At 68.8% G+C, this 22216-nt stretch carries 23 protein-coding genes; 10 read left to right on the top strand and 13 right to left on the bottom strand.

The genetic code is table 11. The features are described 5' to 3' along the window. Positions 1-2 precede the first annotated feature (2 nt). Entirely contained in the window at positions 3-506 is a 504-nt protein-coding gene (locus ABD987_RS34990) for a MaoC family dehydratase (RefSeq protein ID WP_345404288.1), read from the bottom strand. A 342-nt stretch (positions 507-848) separates the two neighbouring features. Between ABD987_RS34990 and corA the strand changes: the two genes are divergently transcribed. From corA to ABD987_RS34975, 3 genes are all read left to right on the top strand, one after another. Beyond that, on the top strand, positions 849-1937 hold the full coding sequence (gene corA / locus ABD987_RS34985) for a magnesium/cobalt transporter CorA (RefSeq protein WP_345404285.1): 1089 nt from the start codon (positions 849-851) through the stop codon (positions 1935-1937). Positions 1938-2122: 185 nt separating this feature from the next. Further along, positions 2123-2773 carry a metallophosphoesterase family protein gene (locus ABD987_RS34980; RefSeq protein ID WP_345404283.1) on the top strand — a complete coding sequence of 217 codons (651 nt, stop codon included), beginning with the start codon at positions 2123-2125 and terminating at the stop codon, positions 2771-2773. Continuing rightward, the gene (locus ABD987_RS34975) at positions 2770-3612 is read left to right on the top strand and encodes a chromosome partitioning protein ParB (RefSeq protein WP_345404280.1); all 843 of its coding nucleotides are present in this window, start codon (positions 2770-2772) and stop codon (positions 3610-3612) included. The genes ABD987_RS34980 and ABD987_RS34975 overlap by 4 nt, the downstream gene beginning before the upstream one ends. Here ABD987_RS34975 and ABD987_RS34970 read toward each other — a convergent pair. Beyond that, positions 3581-4402, bottom strand: a complete 822-nt coding sequence (locus ABD987_RS34970; protein ID WP_345404277.1) for a hypothetical protein — start codon at positions 4400-4402, stop codon at positions 3581-3583. The two genes, ABD987_RS34975 and ABD987_RS34970, sit on opposite strands and share 32 nt — an antisense overlap. Before the next feature lie 207 nt (positions 4403-4609). After that, a complete protein-coding gene (locus ABD987_RS34965) occupies positions 4610-6115 on the bottom strand; it encodes an MFS transporter (RefSeq protein WP_345404274.1) in 1506 nt (501 codons plus the stop codon). A gap of 119 nt (positions 6116-6234) precedes the next feature. Between ABD987_RS34965 and ABD987_RS34960 the strand changes: the two genes are divergently transcribed. Beyond that, positions 6235-6909 carry a TetR/AcrR family transcriptional regulator gene (locus ABD987_RS34960; protein ID WP_345404271.1) on the top strand — a complete coding sequence of 225 codons (675 nt, stop codon included), beginning with the start codon at positions 6235-6237 and terminating at the stop codon, positions 6907-6909. A 93-nt stretch (positions 6910-7002) separates the two neighbouring features. On the opposite strand, the gene ABD987_RS34955 is transcribed toward ABD987_RS34960, so the two are convergent. Next, on the bottom strand, positions 7003-7197 hold the full coding sequence (locus ABD987_RS34955) for a PspC domain-containing protein (RefSeq protein WP_345404268.1): 195 nt from the start codon (positions 7195-7197) through the stop codon (positions 7003-7005). Positions 7198-7482: 285 nt separating this feature from the next. On the opposite strand from ABD987_RS34955, the gene ABD987_RS34950 reads away from it, so the two are divergent. Then, positions 7483-8307, top strand: a complete 825-nt coding sequence (locus ABD987_RS34950; RefSeq protein WP_345404265.1) for a hypothetical protein — start codon at positions 7483-7485, stop codon at positions 8305-8307. A 76-nt stretch (positions 8308-8383) separates the two neighbouring features. Here ABD987_RS34950 and ABD987_RS34945 read toward each other — a convergent pair whose 3' ends face one another. The 6 genes from ABD987_RS34945 to ABD987_RS34920 form a co-directional block, all read right to left on the bottom strand. After that, positions 8384-9565 (bottom strand): ABC transporter ATP-binding protein, encoded by a 1182-nt coding sequence (locus ABD987_RS34945; RefSeq protein ID WP_345404262.1) that lies wholly within the window; start codon positions 9563-9565, stop codon positions 8384-8386. A gap of 4 nt (positions 9566-9569) precedes the next feature. Continuing rightward, positions 9570-10412: a carbohydrate ABC transporter permease gene (locus ABD987_RS34940; RefSeq protein ID WP_345404259.1), complete on the bottom strand. Its 843-nt coding sequence runs from the start codon at positions 10410-10412 to the stop codon at positions 9570-9572. After that, positions 10412-11356 (bottom strand): carbohydrate ABC transporter permease, encoded by a 945-nt coding sequence (locus ABD987_RS34935; RefSeq protein WP_345404256.1) that lies wholly within the window; start codon positions 11354-11356, stop codon positions 10412-10414. The genes ABD987_RS34940 and ABD987_RS34935 overlap by 1 nt, the downstream gene beginning before the upstream one ends. After that, the gene (locus ABD987_RS34930) at positions 11353-12678 is read right to left on the bottom strand and encodes an ABC transporter substrate-binding protein (RefSeq protein ID WP_345404253.1); all 1326 of its coding nucleotides are present in this window, start codon (positions 12676-12678) and stop codon (positions 11353-11355) included. The genes ABD987_RS34935 and ABD987_RS34930 overlap by 4 nt, the downstream gene beginning before the upstream one ends. Positions 12679-12959: 281 nt before the next feature. Next, a complete protein-coding gene (locus tag ABD987_RS34925; protein WP_345404250.1) occupies positions 12960-13475 on the bottom strand; it encodes a YflT domain-containing protein in 516 nt (171 codons plus the stop codon). A 109-nt stretch (positions 13476-13584) separates the two neighbouring features. Continuing rightward, on the bottom strand, positions 13585-14781 hold the full coding sequence (locus ABD987_RS34920; protein ID WP_345404247.1) for an acyl-CoA dehydrogenase family protein: 1197 nt from the start codon (positions 14779-14781) through the stop codon (positions 13585-13587). Between the two features lie 191 nt (positions 14782-14972). Here ABD987_RS34920 and ABD987_RS34915 point away from each other — a divergent pair, with 191 nt between their 5' ends. Then, complete coding sequence (locus ABD987_RS34915) at positions 14973-15641, top strand: DUF4190 domain-containing protein (protein WP_345404244.1); 669 nt, start codon at positions 14973-14975, stop codon at positions 15639-15641. A 4-nt stretch (positions 15642-15645) separates the two neighbouring features. Here the strand turns inward: ABD987_RS34915 and ABD987_RS34910 are convergent, their stop codons facing one another. Both ABD987_RS34910 and ABD987_RS34905 read right to left on the bottom strand, forming a co-directional pair. After that, on the bottom strand, positions 15646-16509 hold the full coding sequence (locus ABD987_RS34910; protein ID WP_345404241.1) for a TIGR03621 family F420-dependent LLM class oxidoreductase: 864 nt from the start codon (positions 16507-16509) through the stop codon (positions 15646-15648). A 109-nt stretch (positions 16510-16618) separates the two neighbouring features. After that, positions 16619-17500, bottom strand: coding sequence for an SPFH domain-containing protein (locus ABD987_RS34905; RefSeq protein WP_345404238.1), 882 nt, complete (start codon positions 17498-17500; stop codon positions 16619-16621). Between the two features lie 59 nt (positions 17501-17559). On the opposite strand from ABD987_RS34905, the gene ABD987_RS34900 reads away from it, so the two are divergent. From ABD987_RS34900 to ABD987_RS34885, 4 genes are read left to right on the top strand one after another with little or no spacing between them, the layout of a single operon-like run. Continuing rightward, entirely contained in the window at positions 17560-18495 is a 936-nt protein-coding gene (locus tag ABD987_RS34900) for an aminoglycoside phosphotransferase family protein (protein ID WP_345404235.1), read from the top strand. A gap of 18 nt (positions 18496-18513) precedes the next feature. Further along, a complete protein-coding gene (locus ABD987_RS34895) occupies positions 18514-19836 on the top strand; it encodes a magnesium transporter MgtE N-terminal domain-containing protein (protein WP_345404232.1) in 1323 nt (440 codons plus the stop codon). Beyond that, positions 19829-20347 (top strand): DUF1003 domain-containing protein, encoded by a 519-nt coding sequence (locus ABD987_RS34890; protein WP_345404229.1) that lies wholly within the window; start codon positions 19829-19831, stop codon positions 20345-20347. Before ABD987_RS34895 ends, ABD987_RS34890 begins: the two co-directional genes overlap by 8 nt. Before the next feature lie 9 nt (positions 20348-20356). Next, the gene (locus tag ABD987_RS34885; protein WP_345404226.1) at positions 20357-21505 is read left to right on the top strand and encodes an Mrp/NBP35 family ATP-binding protein; all 1149 of its coding nucleotides are present in this window, start codon (positions 20357-20359) and stop codon (positions 21503-21505) included. A 262-nt stretch (positions 21506-21767) separates the two neighbouring features. Here the strand turns inward: ABD987_RS34885 and tatB are convergent, their stop codons facing one another. Beyond that, on the bottom strand, positions 21768-22211 hold the full coding sequence (tatB, locus tag ABD987_RS34880) for a Sec-independent protein translocase protein TatB (protein WP_345404223.1): 444 nt from the start codon (positions 22209-22211) through the stop codon (positions 21768-21770). Positions 22212-22216: the final 5 nt, after the last annotated feature.

The following is a 22216-nucleotide window of genomic DNA, read 5'->3' as shown; positions in this document are numbered from 1 at the left end:
GCTCATTCGTGCGGCACGGGGCGACCGGGCTGCTCCCCGCCGCGGGCGTCACCGTAGGACCGCTTCGGCACCATCACCTTGCGCCGGAAGACGCACACGATCGTTCCGTCCTGTTTGTACCCGCGTGTCTCGACGTACACCACGCCGCGGTCGTCCTTCGACTTCGACGGCGTCTTGTCGAGCACCTCGGTTTCGCCGTAGATGGTGTCGCCGTGGAAGGTCGGCTTGACGTGCTTGAGCGACTCGACCTCGAGGTTCGCGATCGCCTTGCCGGAGACGTCCGGGACCGACATGCCGAGCAGCAGCGAGTAGATGTAGTTGCCCACCACGACGTTCTTGCCGAAGTCGGTCGTCTCCTCCGCGTAGTGCGCGTCCATGTGCAGCGGATGGTGGTTCATCGTGATGAGGCAGAACAGGTGGTCGTCGTACTCGGTGACCGTCTTCCCCGGCCAGTGCTTGTAGACCGCGCCGACCTCGAATTCCTCGTAATAACGCCCGAACTGCACCCGACGTCCTCCTGTCCGCGTAACGCCCCATGAGCCTGGTACGACACGTATTCGTGGTGAGGAGTACCCTCAACCATTGGTGTTCGCGCGTCAACGCGAGCCCTGCCACTCTCCGCGCCATGCGCTGGCGCCGGCCCGAAGGAGGTGAGGGAACCCCATGAGTAGTAGTGGCGATAGTCCGCTTCCTAGTAGTCGCAGCGTTCCCCCTTCGGTGCCCGGCCTCGTCTTCTTCCGCTAGGCCAGGCAACACCCCGGGAACGCTGGTGAACGCCGGACGGACACGAGTCCGCCAGGCACGTCGTCTTCGCGCACGAACACGCACGACGCAGCCCAGGAGAACCCATGCCTGCCATTCCCTCGCTCGGCGGCCTGCGCGGCCGCGGTGACGACCGTGCCAAGGGCACGCCGGTGCGCGCGCTGCCGGTGCCGCTGTCGGCCTACGTCGTCGACTGCGCCGTGTACGTCGACGGCCGCCGCCTGCCCGGCCGCTGGACGCACTCCGAGGCGATCAAAGAGGTCCGCAAGCGGCACGAGGGGTTCGTCTGGATCGGCCTGCACGAGCCGGACGCCGAGCAGATCCAGGGCGTGGCGGACACCTTCGGGCTGCACGAGCTGGCCGTCGAGGACGCGCTGGAGGCGCATCAGCGGCCGAAGCTGGAGCGCTACGACGACACGTTGTTCATGGTGTTCAAGACCGTGCGCTACGTGGAGCACGAGTCGCCGACCACCGCGAACGAGATCGTCGAGACCGGCGAGCTGATGCTCTTCCTCGGCCGCGACTTCGTGGTCACCGTGCGGCACGGGAACCACTCCGGCCTGGCCAGGCTGCGCCGCGAGCTGGACGAGGACCAGGAGCGGCTCGCGCTCGGCCCCGCCGCGGTCGTGCACGCGATCGCCGACCACGTCGTCGACCACTACCTCGAGGTCACCACCCGGATCGAGTCGGACATCGACGAGATCGAGGCGCAGGTGTTCGCGCCGCGCTCACAGGTCAGCGCCGAGCAGATCTACCTGATGAAGCGGGAAGTCCTCGAACTGCGCCGCGCGGTGCTGCCGCTGGCGACGCCCGTCCAGCGGCTTTCCGAGGGCTACACGCGGCTGGTGCCCGACGAGGTCCGGTCGTACTTCCGCGACGTCGCCGACCACCTCGCGACCGTGTCCGAGCGGGTGGCCGCGTTCGACGAGCTGCTGAGCACCCTGGTCGACGCGACCGTCGCGAAGATCTCGCTGCAGCAGAACACCGACATGCGCAAGATCACCGCATGGGCGGCGATCATCACCGTCCCGACGATGATCGCCGGGATCTACGGCATGAACTTCGACTTCATGCCGGAACTGCACTGGAAGTTCGGCTACCCGCTGATCTTCGGCGTCATCGTCACCATCTGCCTGATGCTGTACCGAATATTCCGGAAGAACGACTGGTTGTAGCTCCCTCCCCGACCCCGTCCTTCACCCGGTAGCAGTACAGGAGACTTCCCATGTCCCGCATCCTGACCAACCTCAAGTTCTGGGCACTCGTGCTGTGCATCAGCTGGCTCGTGGTGATCACGACGATCATCGTGACCCACCCCGAGGCCGCGATGAAGTGAGCTCGGGGGGCTTACCCTGAGCGCATGCCGAAAGCGCTGGTCGTCGCGGACGAGGTGGACGAGCGGCTGTGGACCGACGCGGTCCGCGCCTGTCCGGTCGACCTCGTCGTCGGCGCCGGCGATCTGCCGTATGAGTACCTGGAGTTCCTGGCCGGCGCGCTGGACGCGCCGTGCGTGTTCGTCCCCGGCAACCACGACCCGGACCTGAGCGGTTACACCCGTTACGGCGGACTGTCCATGAAGGACGGTTTCCCGACGGTGTGGCCGGGCCCGGCAGGCGGGATCAACGCCGACGGACGCGTCGTGGACGTCGCCGGGCTCCGGTTCGCCGGGCTCGGCGGGTCCGTCCGCTACAACGACGGGCCGAACCAGTGGACGCAGCGGCAACAGGCACGCCGTGCGCGGCGGCTGGTCCGGCGGGCCGGGTGGCGCCGCCACCGGGACGGCCACGGCGTCGACATCCTGCTGACCCACGCGCCACCGCGGGATCTGGGCGACCGGCCGGATCCACCACACCACGGGTTCGACTGTCTACACCGGACGGTCGAGCGGCTGCGGCCGAAATGGCTGCTGCACGGGCACATCCACCCCCACGGCGAGCCGGTCCCGGACCGGCGGCTGGGCGAAACCCGCGTTCGCAACGTGGTCGGCCATCGGATCATGGAGTTCACATGAGCAGGGAAACCGGGTTTCCGAGGGCCGACGCGGAACACGACTTCCTGCGCGCGCGGCGGCGCCAGGTCCTGTCGCGGCTGGCGAAGTGGCTGCGCGGCGAGCCCGACGACGTGAACATCATGTTGCCGTTCACCGAGGTCGTGGACGCGCTCGGCTACGTCGGCGAGCGACGGATCGGGCTCCGGGTCATCGCACTGGACTCGATCGTGGGCAGTGTGGATCGCGGCCGCGACTTCGACCGGCGCTTCCGGCCGACGTCGGGGCGGGTCCGGGAACGCTGGGAACGGCTCGCGCTGGCCGCGCGCCGCGGCGAGGAGATCCCGCCGATCGAGGTGTACCGCGTCGGCGAGCTGCACTTCATCATCGACGGGCACCACCGGGTTTCCGTCGCGCACGCGCATGGACTGTCCACAATAGAGGCTCAGGTCACCGCGGTCCGGACGAAGCTCGACCCGAGCGGGATCCGGTTCCGCGGCGACCTGATCGTCAAGGACTACCGGCGGCTGTTCCTCGAACGCGTCCCGCTGACCGGGCCCGCCCGCGCGTCGGTGATCGTGTCGGATCCGTGGGACTACGCGCAGCTCGGCGAGCACGTCGAGGCGTGGGGTTTCCGGCTGATGCAGGACGAGGGGCGGTTCTGCGATCGGGCGAGCGTCGCGCAGCGCTGGTTCGACGAGGAGTTCACGCCGGTGGTCGGGATGCTGCGGCAGGCCGACCTGATCGGCACGCGCACCGACGCCGAGGCCTACCTGTGGGTGGCGGGCGAACGGTACCGGCTGATCCGCACGCACCGCTGGGACGACGAGGTCATCGAAGCGGTCCGCAGTCGGAAACGCTGAGCACGTACCAGGTTTCGCCGAACCGAAGCCATATCCGGTCGTCCCGGCAGACCCGGCGGGTGGCCCATGCCGTGGGCCGGGAGCCGTCGGGAAGCAGCAACGGCACCGGTTCCCCGGCGACGAGTTCGCCGTCCTCGACGGAGGCCGGTACGCAGTCGTAGTGGCCCGGGATGTCGTCTCCGGTCAGGAAGAGGAAGTTCCTTCCCGACACGGCTATCGCGCTGGGAAACCTGATCGGCGATCGACGAGCCACGCGAATCCCGTCGCGATCGATTTCCGCCACCGGGAAGCCCGGATAGGGAATCGCCCAAACCTTGCGCCGGCCGACATTGAGCGCATAACAGTCCACCCAGTCGAGCCGCACGGGTGCCAGCTGCGCGTACCACCGCGGTTCGCCGTCCGCACTCCACCGGATGAGGCCGGGCAACGGCATCGCCATCCGCTCGCCCTCGCCGAGGGGTTTGCGCTGACCACGCAGCTCACGGACGCGCGCGGCCATGATGAAAGCCTCGTCGAAGTAGCCGATCCAGATATCGCCCGACTGGTCGGTCAGGATTTCTTCGATCCCGTCACCGGCGTGGAAGGCGACTTCGATCCGGCCGCCCGCGTCGATGATCCAGGCGTTGAGCGGAGGTTCCTCACCAGCCCGGATCTGGCAACGGCCTTTCGCGAGGACGAACCCCTCGCCAAGGCTGTCGATCTTGCTGACCAGCTCGATGTCCGGGATCTCCACCCGGCAGACGACTTCGTCGTCAACGAGAATCGACCCGTCGCGGGCGAGACAGATCATCCGCCCATAAGCGTCCACTGTGGACGCGAGAACATCATTACGGGGTAAGGATCCCCAGGGCCGTAAACGGCCGATAGCCGCGTTCACCGCGCGGAGGTGCTGTCCATTCGTCCAGTCATGCGCTCAGCATGCCATATGTCAGTGGTCCGTGGGGGCCTCCTTGAGGGAACTAGAGTCCCTCAAGGAGGCCCCCACGGACCTTCGTGACTACATGTGGACGGCGGCGGGGGCGCCTTCCGGGGCGGCGACGGGCTTGCCGGACCGCAGCAGCAACGCGGCGATGACACCACCCGCGAGGAAGATCACCGCGGCCCAGCTGAACGCCGTCGTGTAGCTGTGCACGGCGGCTTCGGCCGCGAGCTGCGGCGTCGGCTGCTTGCCCGCCACGAACGACGTCGCGGCGTTGCTGGCCAGCGTGCTCAGCAGCGCGGTGCCGATGGAACCGCCGACCTGCTGCATCGTGTTGACCGCCGCGGAGCCGACACCGGCGTCGTGCGGGTCGACGCCGAAGGTCGCGACGCTCATCGCGGGCGCCATCGACAGGCCGATCCCGAGGCCCATCACGATGAGCGGGCCGAGCACGCCGCTGGTGTAGGTGCTGGTCAGGTCCAGGTTGCTGAGCCAGAACAGACCGAGCGCCGCGATCACCATGCCCGTCGGCACCAGCGGCCGCGCGCCCAGTTTCGGCAGCAGGACACTGGTCGCCGTGGTCGCGCTGAGCATCAGCGCGGCCACCATCGGCAGGAAGCCGACGCCGCTCTGGATCGGCGTGAAACCGAGGTTCAGCTGGATGTAGAACGTCAGGAACAGGAAGATCGCGAACATCCCGATGGCGAGCAGGAACATCGAGATGTAGGCGGCGCCGCGATCACGGTCGAGCAGGACACGCAGTGGCAGCAGCGGGTGCGCGACGCGCTGCTGGATCACGACGAACGCGACCAGCAGCAGCACGCCCGCGGTCAGGAAGCCCCACACCGACGGCGAGGACCAGGAGTTGCGCTCGGCGTTGGAGAAGCCGTAGACCACGGCGAACAGGCCGGCGGTCGCGGTGATCGTGCCGGGCAGGTCCAGCTTCGGGCGCGGGCCGTCGGACTCCTCCTTGCGCAGCAGCACGAAAGCACCGACGAACGCGATGACCGCGAAGACGATGTTGACGTACATGCACCAGCGCCAGTTGAGGTACTCGGTCAGCACACCCCCGAGCAGCAGCCCGACCGCGGCACCCCCGCCACCGATCGCGCCGTACACACCGAAGGCGCGTCCGCGCTCCTTCGGGTCGGTGAACGTCGTCGTCAGCAACGACAACGCCGCCGGCGCGAGCAGCGCGCCGAACACACCCTGCGCGGCCCGCGCGACCAGCAACAGCTCGATGTTGCTCGCCGCTCCCCCGAGCGCGGACACCGCGGCGAACCCGGCCAGGCCGACCAGCAGCGCGTTCTTACGGCCGAACAGGTCCGCCATGCGCCCGCCGAGCAGCAGCAGGCTGCCGAACGCGAGCGCGTACGCGGTGACGACCCATTGGCGCGCGTCGTCGGAGAAGCCGAGCGCGTGCTGGGCCGAGGGCAGCGCGATGTTCACGACGGTCGCGTCGAGCACCACCATCAGCTGCGCGATCCCGATCACCGCGAGGATCAGCCATCGTCTGGCGTGATGCGGATTGGCGCTGTGGACGTCCCCCGGTGGCGCGGCGACAGCGACGGATGACTCTGTCATCGAAAGTCCTTACGAATAGTGATCAACGAAGCTATGTGGAGTAACCGTCTCCCCTTACGTCGATCACGGTACACAAGAACCGGAGAGGCTGCCTCAACTTAAATGTTAAGATGGGACGCATGACACGGGACGCTGCTCCCGCCGCACCGGCGCGGCCGCTGCGGCGCGACGCCGAACTCAATCGACGGCGCATCCTCGAATCCGCGCGCGAGGTCTTCTCCCAGCGCGGGCTCGAAGCCACCCTCGACGACATCGCCCACCACGCCGGGGTCGGCGTCGGCACGGTCTACCGCCGGTTCCCCAACAAGGAACACCTGGTGGAGGCCATGTTCGTCGACCGGCTCGAAGAGGTCGGCGCGATGGCCGAGGCCGCGCTGGCCGCGGACGACCCCTGGCAGGGCTTTCTGGACTTCGCCTGGAAGACGGTCGAACTGCATTCGAGCGACCGTGGCCTGCGCGAGGTCATGTTGTCCAAGGCGTTCGGCCGGGAGCGGGTCGCCGAAGTGAAAAACCGCCTGGTGCCGTTGATCACAGAGGTCGTCGAACGGGCCCAGGCGTCCGGTCAGCTCCGGCCCGACTTCTCCGTGACCGACATGCCGATGCTCCACCAGATGATCGGCGAGGTCATCGAGTACACCCACGCGGTGCGGCCGGAGGTGTGGCGGCGGTACTTCGCGCTGCTCCTCGACGGCCTGCGCGCCGAACCGGGCCGCGCCGAACTCCCCCACGGCCCGATGTGCATCGACGATCTCGACGCCGCCGCCTGCGCGTGGCGTCCCCCGCGGCACGGCTGAACACCCCGGTCCGGGTTCGAACGCCCCAATGTGGCATTGGGTGCGTCCAACGCACCGAACGCCACATTGGGGCGCAGGACCGGTGAGCGGTAGTCAGTCGTTCGGGATGACGACCCACAGCACGAGGTAGATCAGGACCTGCGGCCCGGGCAGGATGCACGAAAGCACCGCGAGCAGCCGGACCATCCCCGGCGAGACGCCGAACCGCTGCGCGATCCCGGCGCACACGCCCGCGATCATGCGGCCACGGCGCGGCCGGGTCAGCTTCTGCGGTACGGGAGTACTCACTTCGTCACATCCTTTGTTCGTCGGCGGCGCCTCCGCCGGATACGTCCAGTTCACCAGCGCGGGACCACGCTCGCATCAGGCCGAAGACGGACTCAGCCCTTAGGGGAACCGACGCTCCGCTCCCCCACGCAGACACAGGGAATTGGACACAAGGGGTGGTTTTCCGGGTGCCACAAGTGATAGTCCATCCCGGTGCCTTGGAACAGTCGTGTACTGGCCGTGACCCTGAGTAGCGTTGTGCTCGCTGCCGGATGCGCAAGCCCCCAGGCGGCACCGGAGCCACCGGTGAGCACGCCGCTGACGGCGGTCAACGCGCTCGGCGACTTCGCCACCGTCGACTACTGCAGCCTGCTCGACCTGCCGCGCCTCGCGGGCGGAGGGCGCGTCGTGCAGCCACCGGCGTCGTCGTTCGAATGGTGCCAGGGCGGGGTGATCGAGGGGCAGGCCCAGCGCGCGATCACGGCCGGGCCGGTGTCCTCCGACGTCGACCCGAACCTCAAGCCGTACGAGTACTTCGGGCCGCTGCCCGACGGCGTCAGCGTGCAGCAGTCGACGTTCAAGACCGATACCACCTGCACCAGGGTCGTCATCTTCGCCGACGGCATCCGGCTGAACCTGTCGGTCACCGACGTCGGGACTCCCGGCCCCGCCGACGCCCGGTGTGCCAAGGCGGACGCGGAGGTCGGGGGCGCGGTCGCCACGATCACCGCGGGCAAGGTGGGCAGGCTGGCGCTCCCGCCGGCGTCGTGGGGCAGGGTGGACCCCTGCACGCTGCTCGACGACCACCAGCTCGACGCCGCGAGCGGCCCTGGCACGAAACCCACGGCCGCGCTGTCCGGGCACAGCTGCATCCGCGGCAAGCTCAGCGTGCAGCTGTCCGTGGAGCAGACCGCCGCGCCGGGGCCCAAGGAAACGCTCGGCGGCAGGGAAGCACGGGTGAGCACGGCGGGATCGTTCTGTTCGGTCGACACCACCCAGCCCGCGCAGGGCACCGCGGAACGGCGCGAGAGAGCCGAAATCAAGGTGGTCGAGACCGGCGGCGACGCGAACGACGCCACCTGCGACGCGGCGAAGACCGCCGCCACCGCGGTCTTCCCCAAACTTCCCTGAGCCCTGGCAGGTCCGTGAATGCCACATTGAGGGACTCTGAGTCCCTCAATGTGGCATTCACGGACCGACGCGAGAGCTATTCCGAGTAGGTCAGGTTCTTGCCGGTGGACGGGTCGAACAGCTTGATCTTGTCGGCGTCGTACCAGACTTCGAGGTCGCCGTTCTCCGCCGCGCCCGACGCCGCCGAGAGCCGCGCGACGATCTGCGCGCCGCCGCCGGGGACGTCGGCGGATCCGCTGTCCTCGGCCAGTTCGGCCAGCTCCGAGGTGCTCGCCAGCTCGCCCTCGACGGTGAAGTGGGCGAACTTCTCCGAGCCCATCGACTCCAGCACGTCGATGTGCGCGGTGAAGGTCGCGCCCTTCGCCTTCTGCCCCGCGTCGAGCAGCGCGGCGTCTTCGAAGGACTCCGGGCGGATGCCGACGATGACCTCGCGCGGCGCGCCGGCGCTCTCGACCAGCCGCCGCACGCGGTCGGTCAGCGGGATGTCGCCGAGCGCGCCGCGCGCGGCCCCGTTCTCCAGTGTCGCCGGCACGAAGTTCATCGACGGCGAGCCGATGAAACCGGCCACGAACAGGTTCGCCGGGTTGTCGTAGAGGAACTGCGGCGAGCCGATCTGCTGCACGTACCCGGCCCGCAGCACCACGACCCGGTCGCCCAGTGTCATCGCCTCGGTCTGGTCGTGCGTGACGTACAACGTCGTGGTGCCGAGCTGCTTCTGGATCTTCGACACCGAGGTCCGCATCTGGCCGCGCAGCTTGGCGTCCAGATTGGACAGTGGCTCGTCCATCAGGAACGCCTTGGGGTTGCGCACGATCGCGCGCCCCATCGCGACCCGCTGCCGCTGGCCACCGGAGAGGTTCGCGGGCTTGCGGTCCAGGTGCTGGGTCAGGTCGAGGATCTTCGCCGCCTCGTCGACCTTGGTCCGCACCGTCCGGTCGTCCACTTTGGCCAGTCGAAGCGGGAAGGCCATGTTCTCCCGGACGCTCATGTGCGGGTAGAGCGCGTAGGACTGGAACACCATGGCGATGTCCCGGTCCTTCGGCGCCTTTTCGTTGACCCGCTTGCCGTCGATGCGCAGCTCGCCGGAGGAGATGTCCTCCAGCCCCGCCACCATGTTCAGCGTGGTCGACTTCCCGCAGCCGGACGGGCCGACGAGGATGATGAACTCACCGTCGGCGATCGTCAAGTCCACTTCGGACACCGCGAGCGCGCCATCGGGGTATTTCTTCGACACCTTGTCGAGAACGATCTCAGCCATTGCGTTACCCCTTCACCGCACCGGAGGTCAGCCCCGCCACGATGCGACGCTGGAAGAACAACACGAACAGGATGATCGGGATGGTGATCACGACCGCGGCCGCGGACACCTGACCCGTCGGGTCCTCGAACTGCGAGGACCCGGTGAAGAACGACAGCGCCGCCGGTACCGTGCGCGAGGACTCGGTGGACGTCAGCGAGATCGCGAACAGGAAGTCGTTCCAGCAGAAGATGAACACCAGGATCGCCGTGGTGAACACGCCCGGCGCCGCGAGCGGCGCGATCACCTTCCGGAACGCCTGCGCCGGGGTCGCACCGTCCATTTTGGCCGCCTTCTCCAGCTCCCACGGGATTTCCCGGAAGAACGCGGAAAGCGTGTAGATCGACAGCGGCAGCGCGAAGGTGATGTAGGGCAGGATCAGCCCCGGCCAGGTGTCGAACAGGCCGAGGCTCCGCTCGATGTTGAACAGCGGCGTCACCAGCGAAACCTGCGGGAACATCGCGATCAGCAAGGACATCCCGACCAGCAGCCGCTTGCCGGGGAAGTCGAGCCTGGCGATCGCGTACGCCGCCATCGTGCCCAGCACCACCGCGATCACCGTCGCGATCACCGCGATGCCGATCGAGTTGACCAGCGCCCGGATGAACTCCGTGGTCTGGAAGATGTCCGCGTAGTTCTGCCAGGTCCACGAGCGCGGGATGAAGTTCCCGTCGGTCAGGGTGTCCTTGGTCTTGAACGACAGCGACACCACCCACAGCACCGGCACCAGCGCGAACACCAGCACCAGGATGTCGACGAGTCCCCATTTGACCTTGCGGCCGGTCGTGACCGCTCCACCGATGGCCATCAGCGCCTCCCCCCGGTGTCCGAGCCCGGCGCCGCGGTGCCGAACACCTTGATGAAGATGAACGCGATGATCGCCACGGTCAGGAAGATCAGCACGGCCATCGTGGACCCGATCCCGAGGTTGAGCCCCTTGACCAGGTTGTTGTAGGTCTGCATCGACACCGACGACGTGTCCTGCGCGCCGTTGGTCAGCACGAAGATGTTGTCGAAGATGCGGAACGCGTCGAGTGTGCGGAACAACAGCGCGACCAGGATCGCCGGCTTCATCACCGGCAGCATGACCTTGGTGAACCGCTGCCACGCCGTCGCGCCGTCCATCGCGGCCGCCTTGAGCAGGTCGTCCGGCACGAGCGCGAGCCCGGCCATCAGCAGCAGCGCCATGAACGGCGTGGTCTTCCACACCTCGGCGCCGATGATGATCAGCAGGGACGGGATCTTTTCGGTCAGCAGCGCGGAATCCGGCGCGATGACGTTCGCGAGGTACCCGGTCTTCGGCGTCCAGGCGTAGAACCAGGAGTACGCCGCGACGACCGTCACGATCCCGTACGGGATGAGCGCGACGGTGCGGATCAGGCCGCGGCCCACCAGCGTCCGGTGCATGATCAGCGCGAGCGCCATGCCGAGCGCGAACTCGATCACCACCGACACGATCGTCAGCACCATCGTGGTGCCGAACGCCGTCCACCAGTACGAACTGGACAGTACGGCCGCGTAGTTCGCGAGCCCGACGAACTCCTTCTGCGCCGGGAACCGCAGATCGTAGCGTTGCAGGGAAAGCCACAGCGAGTACACGATCGGATAGCCGGTGACGGCGATCATCACCAGCGCCGCGGGCGCGCACAGCAGCAGCCCCAGCCTGCGCTCGGCCTTCTTTCCCTCACTGAGCGCGGGCTTTCCCCTACGAGGAGCCACAGTGTCCACAGTGGAGGTTTCGTGCACGGTCACGGGATCACTCCCTTCGACTGGAGGGCGTCATCGAGCTGCTCCCGCAGCTTGTCCGCGGTCTTCACCGGATCGATCGCCGAGGGCGGGGAAAGGATCTTCGACATCAGAGTCGAGGCGTTCTGGTACGCCGGGGTGAGCGGGCGCAGCGCCGCGTTCTTCAGCGCCGCGAGGATGCTGTCCCGCATCGGGTACTTCTTCGCCATGTTCGGGTTGTCGTCGCTCACCGGTTTGGCGGGATCGACCGGGACGTCGTCGTGGTAGACCGACTCGATCGACGGCGGGACACCGTCGTTGATCGCCGAGAACTTCTGGCTTTCCGGGCTGCGCAGGCACAACGCCGCGTCGTACGCCTCCGGCTTGTGCTGCGAGTACGAGCTGACGGCGAAGTCGACGCCGCCGATCGTCGTCTTCGCGGGGACGGCGGGATCGGCCCGCGGGTACACCGCCCACTTGATGTGCGAGACCTCCTGCGGCTTCTCCTTGGCGTAGGAGGCGTAGACGAACGGCCAGTTCAGCTGGAACGCGGCGGTGCCGCGCTGGAACGACTGCCGGACATCGTCCTCTTTGGAGTTCGTGAGCGACGGGTCGGTGATGCCCGAGGACGTCACCTTCTTCAGCAGGTCGAGCGCCCTGACCGCGCCCGCGTCCATCACCACGGACTTCCCGTCGTCGGACAGGATGCGCCCGCCCATCGACTCGACCAGCGTGTTGTACACGACGACGAGGCCCTCGTACTGCGCGCCGGTGAACACGATGTTGTGCGGCTTGCCCTGTGCCTTGAGCCCCACGGCCTGATCGATCATCTCGTCCCACGTCTTCGGCGGGTTCGGGGTGACGCGGTCGTCGTACCAGAGCAGCTGGACGTTGGTGTTCTTCGTCGCCCCGTAGAGCTTTCCGTTCCAGGTGGCGGTTTTCAGCGGCGCCGGCAGCACGTCCCGCGTCGCCTGTTCCTTGTACGCGCCGGTCCACTCGTCGACCCAGCCCGCCTCGGCGAACTCCGGCACCCAGGTGATGTCGAGCCCGAGGACGTCGATCGAGGTGTCCCCGGCGGCGAGCCTGCGCACCATCTGCTCACGCTGACCGTCCGAACCACGCGGCAGTTTGTTGTAGACGATCTTGTAGCGTCCGGCCGCCTTGGCGTTGCAGTTGTCCACGACCTGCTGGAAGTGGTCCTCGGGCGCCTGGTAGACGTTGACCGTGATGCCCCCGCCACCCCCGCAGCCCGCGAGCAGCCCCGCGGTCAGGGTGCCGGTGCCCAGCAGGGCGGTGGCGCGACCTCCGGGAGAACGTCCCCGGATACGCGCGGTGATCCTTTTCCCCATGAAAGGCCTCCTCGCCCCGCGCACGCCGGCCGCCACGGCGCGTGGCAGGCACCGCGACGAGCTGAGGCAGACCCAAGCCAGCACACCGACGTGCTAGTACTCGGGCGACGCCGTTGGAGTCCACCGCCGCCCGACTGGTGTCGGACAACTTATGCCGGGCGTTCGATGCTGGCAAGCAGTGACGGTAACGATTCAGCCCACCGCGTCGCGAACCGCCGGACGACCCCGGGAATCCCCCTCGGAAGAGGGGTATCGGCCCGGCACCGGATGGGGTATCCGCGTTACTTCTGGGAGCCCAGTGCGAGCTTGGCCAGCAGCTCCCGCCCGCGTTCGGCGGTCCGCGGCTGGCAGAGGACGTCGTAGCGGCCCGCGACGAGCTGGCTCGCCGAGGAGAAGTCGCGGCGCCCGCGCGACATGCTGAAGCCGATCGCGGCGAACATCAGCCCGGACAGCACACCGAGCACCAGGCCGGTGAGCAGTTGCAGCGCGAACCCCCGGTTGACGAACAGGCCGAGCAGCAGCCCGGCGAAGAGCCCGAACCAGGCGCCGGACACCGCGCCGGTGGCCAGCACCCGGCCCCAGGTCAGCCTGCCGATGACGCGTTCGACGAGCATCAGGTCGATGCCGACGATCGTGACGTCGCCGACCGAGAACTCGCTCTCCGCCAGGAAGTCCACCGCCTGCTGGGCCTCGCCGTAGGTCGCGTACGACCCGATGGGCCAGCCGGTCGGCGGCGTCGGCAGCCGGGGTGTCCCGCCTGCCTGCCGTCCGCCCCCAAAAGGACCAGTCACCGTCATCACCCGCTCGTCCGCGCTCCGTGGTCCTCCATCTTGTCAAGGACCCGTGAGCCGTGCCTACCCGGCGTGCGGAGGCGGGGACCGGAGTGTGAGAAAGACCGCCGCGCGGTCAGCCCCGGGTCCGGTACTCGCGCAGCAGGCCGCGGCTGATGATCGTCTTCTGGATTTCGCTGGTGCCCTCGCCGATGAGCAGGAACGGGGCCTCGCGCATGAGGCGCTCGATCTCGTACTCCTTCGAGTAGCCGTAGCCGCCGTGGATGCGGAAGGCCTCCTGGGTGACCTCGGCGCAGTACTCGCTCGCGATCAGCTTCGCCATCCCGGCCTCGACGTCGTTGCGCTCGCCGGAGTCCTTCAGCCGGGCGGCGTTGACCATCATCAGGTGCGCGGCCTCGACCTTGGTCGCCATCTCGGCCAGCTTGAACGCGACGGCCTGGTGCTCGGCGATGGCCTTGCCGAACGTGCGGCGCTGCTGCGCGTACTCCACCGCCAGTTCGAACGCGCGGATCGCGATCCCGCACGCCCGCGCCGCGACGTTCACCCGCCCGACCTCGACGCCGTCCATCATGAACGCGAAACCCTTGCCCGGCGCGGCACCCAGCACCTTGTCCGCGCCGATCCGGAAGCCGTCGAACACCGCCTCGGTGGTGTCGACGCCCTTGTAGCCCATCTTGTCGATCTTGCCGGGAATGGTCAGCCCCGGCGCCACCTCGCCGAACCCGGACGGCTTCTCCACCAGGAACGTGGTCAGGTTCTGGTGGGGCTTCTCGGCCCCTTCGTCGGTCTTCACCAGCAGCGCGATGAGGTTCGAGCTGCCCCCGTTGGTCAGCCACATCTTCGCGCCGTCGATGACGTAGTCGTCACCGTCGCGACGCGCCCTGGTCTTGATCGCGGCGACGTCCGAGCCCAGGTCCGGCTCCGACATGGAGAACGAGCCCCGCACCTCGCCGGTCGCCATCCTCGGCAGGAAGTGCTGCTTCTGCTCCGGCGTCCCGTGCCGGGAGATCATGTGCGCCACGATGAAGTGCGTGTTGATCACGCCGGACACGCTCATCCAGCCGCGCGCGATCTCCTCCACCACCAGCGCGTAGGTCAGCAGCGATTCGCCGAGCCCGCCGTACTCCTCCGGGATGGTGAGCCCGAACAGGCCCATCTCCTTCATGCCCTCGACGATGTCCGCCGGGTACTCGTCGGCGTGCTCCAGCGCCTGCGCGTGCGGAATGACCTCCTTGTCCACGAACTGGCGAACCGTGGCGAGGATCTCCGACTGGACGTCGGTCAGACCGGCGGTCTGGGCGAGGCGGGCCATCGCTGCTCTCTTTCTCCAAGAAGGCGAGACGCCGGCTCCCGGCGCTGGGTTACCGGTGAGTATGACGCGAAAGCCCGCGCCCTGCTATGAGGGTGCTCACGCTCACCCGGCCGAGGGCCACGCCGACCCGCGGAGGCCACCCGGACGGTGACGTTACGGTTGTGGCCCGGCGAGAACACAGCGAGGAGCCCATGAGCACCACACCCGATCCGCAGGAGCGGCCCGAACCGGTGAAGCCGGACCACGAGCCCTCCGCGACCGCCGATCCCGCGCCGTTCGAGCCGCCGTCCACCGTCGAACCGCCGCAGGCCTTCGACGCGCCGCCGACCGCGGAGCCGGGCGCCTACGAACCGCCCGCGACGGCCGATCCGGCGCCGTTCGAGCCGATCGTCCCGCTCGACATCCCGGTCGCGCACATCCCGGGCGCCGAGCCGCCACCCGCCCCTGACGTCCCCGCGGCGGGCCCGTTCGTCCCGCCCGCCCCGGACCCCACCGCCGCGCCGTACCCGGACGCGACCTACCCGCCGCCCGCACCGCCCTACGGAACGCCGTACTCCCAGCCCGTGTACGGGCCGCCCGCGCCGTTCGGCATCCCGCCGGCGGGTTCGGCGCAGTCGCAGGACAACGCCCTCGCGATCGGCGCGCTGGTGTGCTCGATCGTCGGGTTCTGCTCGTGCGTCAGCGCGCTGCCCGGGCTGATCATGGGGCACATCGCGCTGGCCAAGGCCAACCGCGGCGAGGCGGGCGGGCGGAACCTCGCGCTGGCCGCGGTCGTCATCGGCTACGTCATCGTGGCGCTCTACCTCGGGTTCTTCACCACGATCATCATCCTGGGCGTCAACGGGAAGCTGGACGACTGAGCGGTCAGCGCAGCAGTTCGATGACCTCCGCGAAGACGTCCATGTGGAATTCGATCACGCTGAAATAGGTCAGCCCGTAGGTTTCCCGGTATTCGCGCAGCTTGTCGGCGATCGTGGCCGGGCTGCCGATCAGCATGCCGGGCAGCTTCAGGATCCGTTCGTCGGACAGCTCGGGGGCGAGCGTGCGCTGGAAGGACAGTTCGGCCTTCGAGGGGTCCGGGAAGACACCCTGCACGAGCAGGTTCAGTTCGGGCGCCGTCTCGCGCGAGGCGGCCGCGGTACGCACCAGGTCCATCGTCTTGGCGAGCGCGGCGTGGCCGGTGTCGGTTTCGTCCAGCGGGAGCGCGCCCGCGATGCCGACGATCTCGGCCTGCTCGGCGGCGAAACGCAGCATCCGGGGTCCGACTCCGGCGACCATGATCGGCGGTGCCGGGCGCTGGACGGCCGGGGGCTGGTGGTCGCCGGTGAGCATGCGCCGCACCTCGGCGACGGTGTGCTTCAGCTGCTTCAGGCGCTCGCCACCGCTGACGAAGGGCAGCTCGGCCGCCTTGAACTCCTCTTCGACATAGCCCGCGCCGAGGCCGAGCTCGAAACGGCCGTCGGTGAGCAGATCGATGGTGGCGACCTCCCGCGCGAGCAGCGCGGGGCGGTAAAAGCCCGAATTCAGCACGTACGTGCCCAGCCGGGCGGTCGTGGTGGCCTCCGCCGCCGAGGCCAGCATCGGGAACGGCGCGGGGAAGCCCAGGTGGTCGGGCACCATGAGCACGTCGTAGCCGAGGCTTTCCGCGCGCCGCGCCTTGTCCTGCCACTTCGCCCGTGATTCGCCGATCGCCATGTTCACGCCGAATCGGAAGGGGCGGACGGACATGCGGTTCTCCTCCGGTCGGTGGATCTTCCTCCACCGATCCTAGGGAAAATCGCCCGGCGCGAAACCGGTTTTCCGGGCACCGAAAAGAGTCCGAAAGGACCTCGACGAGCTAGTCCGCAGGGCGCGGCGAAACGACGTCGGAATCGCTCGGCAGTCTCGGCGCCGGGGCACCGTTCCCGTTCACCTCGGGCCCGTTCGCCGCCGTCGCGGGCGGTTCGGCGGGCTCGGATTTCGCCGCCTTCGCCGTCTGCGCGTCGAGAAAACGCAGCAGTTCCACCGGGAACGGCAGCACCAGCGTCGAATTCTTCTCCGAGGACACCTGGACCACGGTCTCCAGCAACCGCAACTGCAACGCGGAAGGCGTGTCGGCCATCGCCGCCGCGGCCTGCGCGAGCTTGTGCGAGGCCTGGAGCTCACCATCGGCGGAGATGACGCGTGCGCGCCGTTCCCGCTCCGCCTCGGCCTGCCGCGACATCGAGCGCTTCATCGCCTCCGGCAACGCCACGTCCTTGATCTCGACCCGGTCGATGTGGATGCCCCAGTCGAGCGCGGGACTGTCGATCATCAGCTCGAGGCCCTGGTTGAGCCGCTCACGGTTGGACAGCAGGTCGTCGAGATCGCTCTTGCCGATGATCGAACGCAGCGAGGTCTGCGCGACCTGCCCGACCGCGGCGCGGTAGTCCTGCACATTGACCGCGGCGACCACCGGGTCGACGACCTTGAAGTACACAACCGCGTCGACCCGGACGGTGACGTTGTCCCGGGTGATGCCGTCCTGGGCGGGCACCGGCATGGTCACGATCTGCATGTTGACCTTCTGCAGGCGATCCGCGAACGGCACGAGCATCGCCAGCCCGGGTTCCCGCACACTCGATCGGACCCGGCCGAAGCGGTAGACCAGGCCGCGTTCGTACTGTTTGACCACGCGCACGCTCGCCGCGAGCCAGGCACCTCCGGCGAGCACGACCGCGCTGAGGAATCCCATCACCATGGCAGCTCCGTTGGGTCGCCCCCTGCTCCCGAGGGTACGCCGGAGGGCCGATCGGGGAAATGCGCTTGCCGCCGGATGGCAGGCTTGGCGGTGTGCTGGAGATCCCGCCGAAGTTCGCCGCGAGGGCCCCGTCCGTGCTCGGTCCCGAAGGGGTCGCCTGGCTGGCCACGCTCCCCGGACTCGCCGAGCGCTACGCCCGGAAGTGGGAGCTGACCTTCGAAGGCACCGTGATGCACGGGTACGCCGGGGTCGTCCAGCCCGCCCGGCTGCCCGACGGCACCCCGGTGGTGCTGAAGCTGAGCTGGCGGCACCCCGAGTCCGAGGACGAACCGCTCGCACTGTCCACATGGGCCGGTCGTGGCGCGGTTCTCTTGCTGGACAACGCGTCCGAGGACGGCGTGCTGCTCCTCGAACGGCTCGACGCCACGCGGTCGCTCGACGGCGAACCGCTGCCGGAGGCGATCGGGATCGCGGGCGGGCTGGCGCGGCGGCTGGCCGTCCCGGCGCCACCGGAACTGGCGCGGAGCCTGGCGCACGAGGCCGCGCGGCTGGTCGAGGACCTGCCCCGGGAGTGGGACGAGCTGGGGCGGCCGTTCCCGCGCGAGTTCGTCGACGCCGCGGTCGACGTCTGCCGCGCGCTGGGCCCGGTTTCGGCGAAGCTGCTGGTGAACGAGGATCTGCACTACGAGAACGTCCTCGCCGGGGAACGCGAACCCTGGCTGGTCATCGACCCCAAGCCGCTCGCGGGCGACCTCGAGTACGGCGTGATCCCGTTGCTGTGGAACCGGTTCGAAGAGTCCACTCTGGACAGTCGGCTGGCCGCGATCGTCGCGGCCGCGGACCTCGACACCGAGCGCGCGCTGGCGTGGACACTCGTGCGGGGCGTCCAGAACTGGCTGTGGCTGGTCGAAGACGAAGAGGACGACGAGGACGGCTCCCCGGTGGCCTTTGTGCCGGCCATCACGCGGTGGGCGTTCCAGCGAGGAGCGCGCTGACCCGATAGCCTTTGGCCCATGGCCGCCGTGAACAGGGTCTTCGCAGCTCAGCTGGCCGGTTTGCCGGTCTTCGGTCCCGACGGCGAGTCGATCGGCAAGATCCGCGACCTGGTCGTCGGCCTGCGCCTGGACCAGCAGCCGCCCCGCATCCTCGGCCTGGTGGTGGAGCTGGCCACCCGCCGCCGGGTCTTCGTGCCGATGCTGCGGGTCACCTCGATCGAGCCGACCGCGGTGACGCTGGCCACCGGCTCGGTCAACATGCGGCACTTCCACCAGCGCCCCAACGAGGTCCTGGTGCTGGGCCAGCTGCTCGACGCGCACGCGACGCTGCCCGGGTCGCAGACGCGGATCACCGTCGTCGACGCGGCGATGGAGCCCACCCGCACCCGCGACTGGGTGCTGGCGAAACTGGCGATCCGGGAGCGGTCCAGCAGGCTCGGCCTCGGCAGGCGGCGGTCGGCGATGCAGGTGCTGCCGTGGTCGGAGGTCGCCGGGCTCGGCCTGACCGACCTGGCAGGCCAGCCACAGGGCGCGGGCAGGCTGCTCATGCTGTTCGACACCATGCGCGCGGTCGACGTCGCCGCCACCGTGCGGGACCTGCCGCTCAAGCGACGGCACGAGGTCGCCGACGCGATGGACGACGAGAAGCTCGCCGACGTCATCGAGGAACTGCCGGAGGACGACCAGAAGGAGCTGTTGTCCTACCTGGCCGAGGAACGCGCCGCCGACATCCTGGAGGCGATGAGCCCGGACGACGCGGCCGACCTGCTGGCCGAGCTCGCGCCCGCCGAGCAGAGCAGGCTGCTGGAGCTGATGGAGCCGGAGGAGTCCGCGCCGGTGAAGCGGCTGCTGGCCTACTCCTCCGACACCGCGGGTGGCCTGATGACCCCGGAGCCGGTGGTGCTGACCCCGGACTCGACGATCGCCGAAGCGCTCGCGCACATCCGCAACGCCGAGCTGCCCTCGGCACTGGCGACCATGGTGTTCGTCTGCCGACCGCCCTCGGCGACGCCGACCGGGCGGTTCGTCGGGGTCGTGCACTTCCAGCGCCTGCTGCGCGAACCCCCGGCCGAGCTGGTCGCCAGCGCCGTCGACACCGGGCTGACCGCGTTGCGCCCGACCGCCCCGCTGGCCGAGGTGACGCGGTACTTCGCGGCGTACAACCTGGCGTGCGCGCCGGTGGTGGACGCCGAGGACCACCTGCTCGGCGCCGTCACCGTCGACGACGTCCTCGATCACCTCCTGCCCGAGGACTGGCGGGAAACCGGCCTGCACGACGTCACCGGCGACAGCGCCGCGGAGCACGAGGACCACGAACCCGAGGAGGCGGACCGTGCCTGAGCTGACCGGCGGGCGGCGGCTGGACCAGCCACGCAGCCAGACCCGGTTCCGGCTGAACATCGACCCGGACTCGTTCGGCCGATTCACCGAGCGGATCGCGCGCTTCCTCGGGACCGGGAAGTACCTGTTCTGGCAGACGCTGATCGTCGTCGTCTGGATCATCCTGAATCTGGCGGCGGTGTCCCTGCAGTGGGACCCCTACCCGTTCATCCTGCTGAACCTGGCCTTCTCGACCCAGGCGGCCTACGCGGCCCCGTTGATCCTGCTGGCGCAGAACCGGCAGGACGACCGTGACCGCGTCTCCCTGGAGGAGGACCGCAACCGGGCCACCCAGACGAAGGCGGACACCGAGTACCTCGCGCGAGAGCTGGCCGCGCTACGGCTCGCGATCGGCGAGGTCGCGACGCGTGACTACCTGCGCAGCGAACTGGACCGGCTGCGCGAGGATCTCGACAAGCCCCGCAAGCAGAAATCGAACCGGGACAAACAGAGCAGCGCTACCGGTACGTAACATGGGCTCGTGACGAGTACACAGCAGCTCCCCAGCGTCGACGACGTCCGCAACGCGCTGAAGGACGTGTACGACCCGGAGATCAAGAAACCCATCACCGACCTCGGCATGGTCAAGGACGTCGAGGTGGGTGCCGACGGGGTCGTCAAGGTCGGTATCTACCTGACCATCGCGGGCTGCCCGCTGAAGGCGACGCTGACGAAGGACACCACCGAGGCGGTGGCGAAGCTCCCCGGTGTGCGGGACGTCCGCGTCGAACTCGACGTGATGAGCGACGAGCAGCGCACCGAGCTGCGGAAGTCGCTGCGCGGCGACGCCGCCGAACCGGTCATCCCGTTCGCCCAGCCGGGCTCGCTGACGCGGGTGTACTGCGTCGCGTCCGGCAAGGGCGGCGTCGGCAAGTCCTCGGTGACGGTGAACCTGGCCGCCGCGATGGCCGAGCGCGGCCTGTCCGTCGGCGTGGTCGACGCGGACATCTACGGCCACTCGATCCCGCGCATGCTGGGCGCGCGGGAGAAGCCGACCAAGGTCGACACGATGATCATGCCGCCGCAGGCGCACGGCGTGAAGGTCATCTCGATCGGCATGTTCACCCCGGGCAACACGCCGGTGGTGTGGCGTGGCCCGATGCTGCACCGCGCGCTGCAGCAGTTCCTCGCCGACGTGTTCTGGGGCGATCTCGACATCCTGCTGCTGGACCTGCCGCCGGGCACCGGCGACATCGCGATCTCGGTGGCGCAGCTGATCCCGAACGCGGAGATCCTGGTGGTCACCACCCCGCAGCAGGCCGCCGCGGAGGTCGCCGAGCGGGCCGGGGCGATCGCGATGCAGACGCGTCAGCGGGTCGCCGGGGTCATCGAGAACATGTCGTGGCTGGAGACGCCGTCCGGGGAACGCATGGAGATCTTCGGCTCGGGTGGCGGGCAGACGGTGGCGGACTCGCTGTCGAAGTCGGTCGGGTCCGAGGTGCCGCTGCTCGGCCAGGTCCCGCTCGACCCGCGGCTGCGTGAACAGGGCGACGCCGGGACCCCGCTGGTCCTCGCCGCGCCGGACGCCCCGGCCTCGGCCGTGCTGCGCGAAGCGGCGTCGAAGCTGAGCGTCCGGGCACGCGGCCTGGCCGGGATGATGCTCAACGTCACCCCCACCGGCCGCCGCTGACCCAGGTTCAGGCGCTGCTCAGGACGGCGTCGAACGCGCCACATTGGGGCGCATGAACCGCGGACGGAACGGGAGCAAGGGACCTTTGCTACCGCCGGGGCGGAGCAAGGGACCTTTACTACCGTTGTATGCACGCGCATAGAACGAGAGCAAAGGTCCCTTGCTCCTCTGGCGCCCTGGACGCGTTGAAAGCCTCTGAAGGCCACCTTGAGGGAACTCAGGTCCCTCAAGGTGGCCTTCAGAGGCTTTGGCCGCGCCGGAGTCAGGTGGCGTCGGGGTCGACTGGGGGCCGCTCGCCGGGCTTGAGCGGCTCGGCCTGCGGGGTGCTCGTGGCGGGGTAGCCGTTCGGCTTCGCGGAGCCGTTCGCACCGTTGGTGCCGTTGACGCCGTTCGTCCCGTTGATGTCGTTCTTGAAGCCGTTGACGCCGAGCGGGTCGCTGTCGCCGTCGAACAGGTGCTGGGTGACCACACGCTTCGGATCGAAGTTGCGCAGGCCGCGCAGGTCTTCCAGGGGTTTGCGCAGCTGGTCGAACTCCGGGCCCATCTCCTCACGGAGCTGCTCCCGCGCGCCGGTGGCGAATTCGCGGACCTTGCGCACGCTCTTGGCCAGCCAGGACGCGGCGCCCGGCAGCCGTTCCGGGCCAAGGATGAAGAGGCCGGCGATGATGATCACGAGGATCTCGCCCCAGCCGACACTTTCGAACACCCGTG

The organism is Amycolatopsis samaneae (assembly GCF_039541975.1).
GTDB lineage: Bacteria > Actinomycetota > Actinomycetes > Mycobacteriales > Pseudonocardiaceae > Amycolatopsis > Amycolatopsis samaneae.
This window is presented reverse-complemented; position numbering and strand designations above follow the sequence as displayed.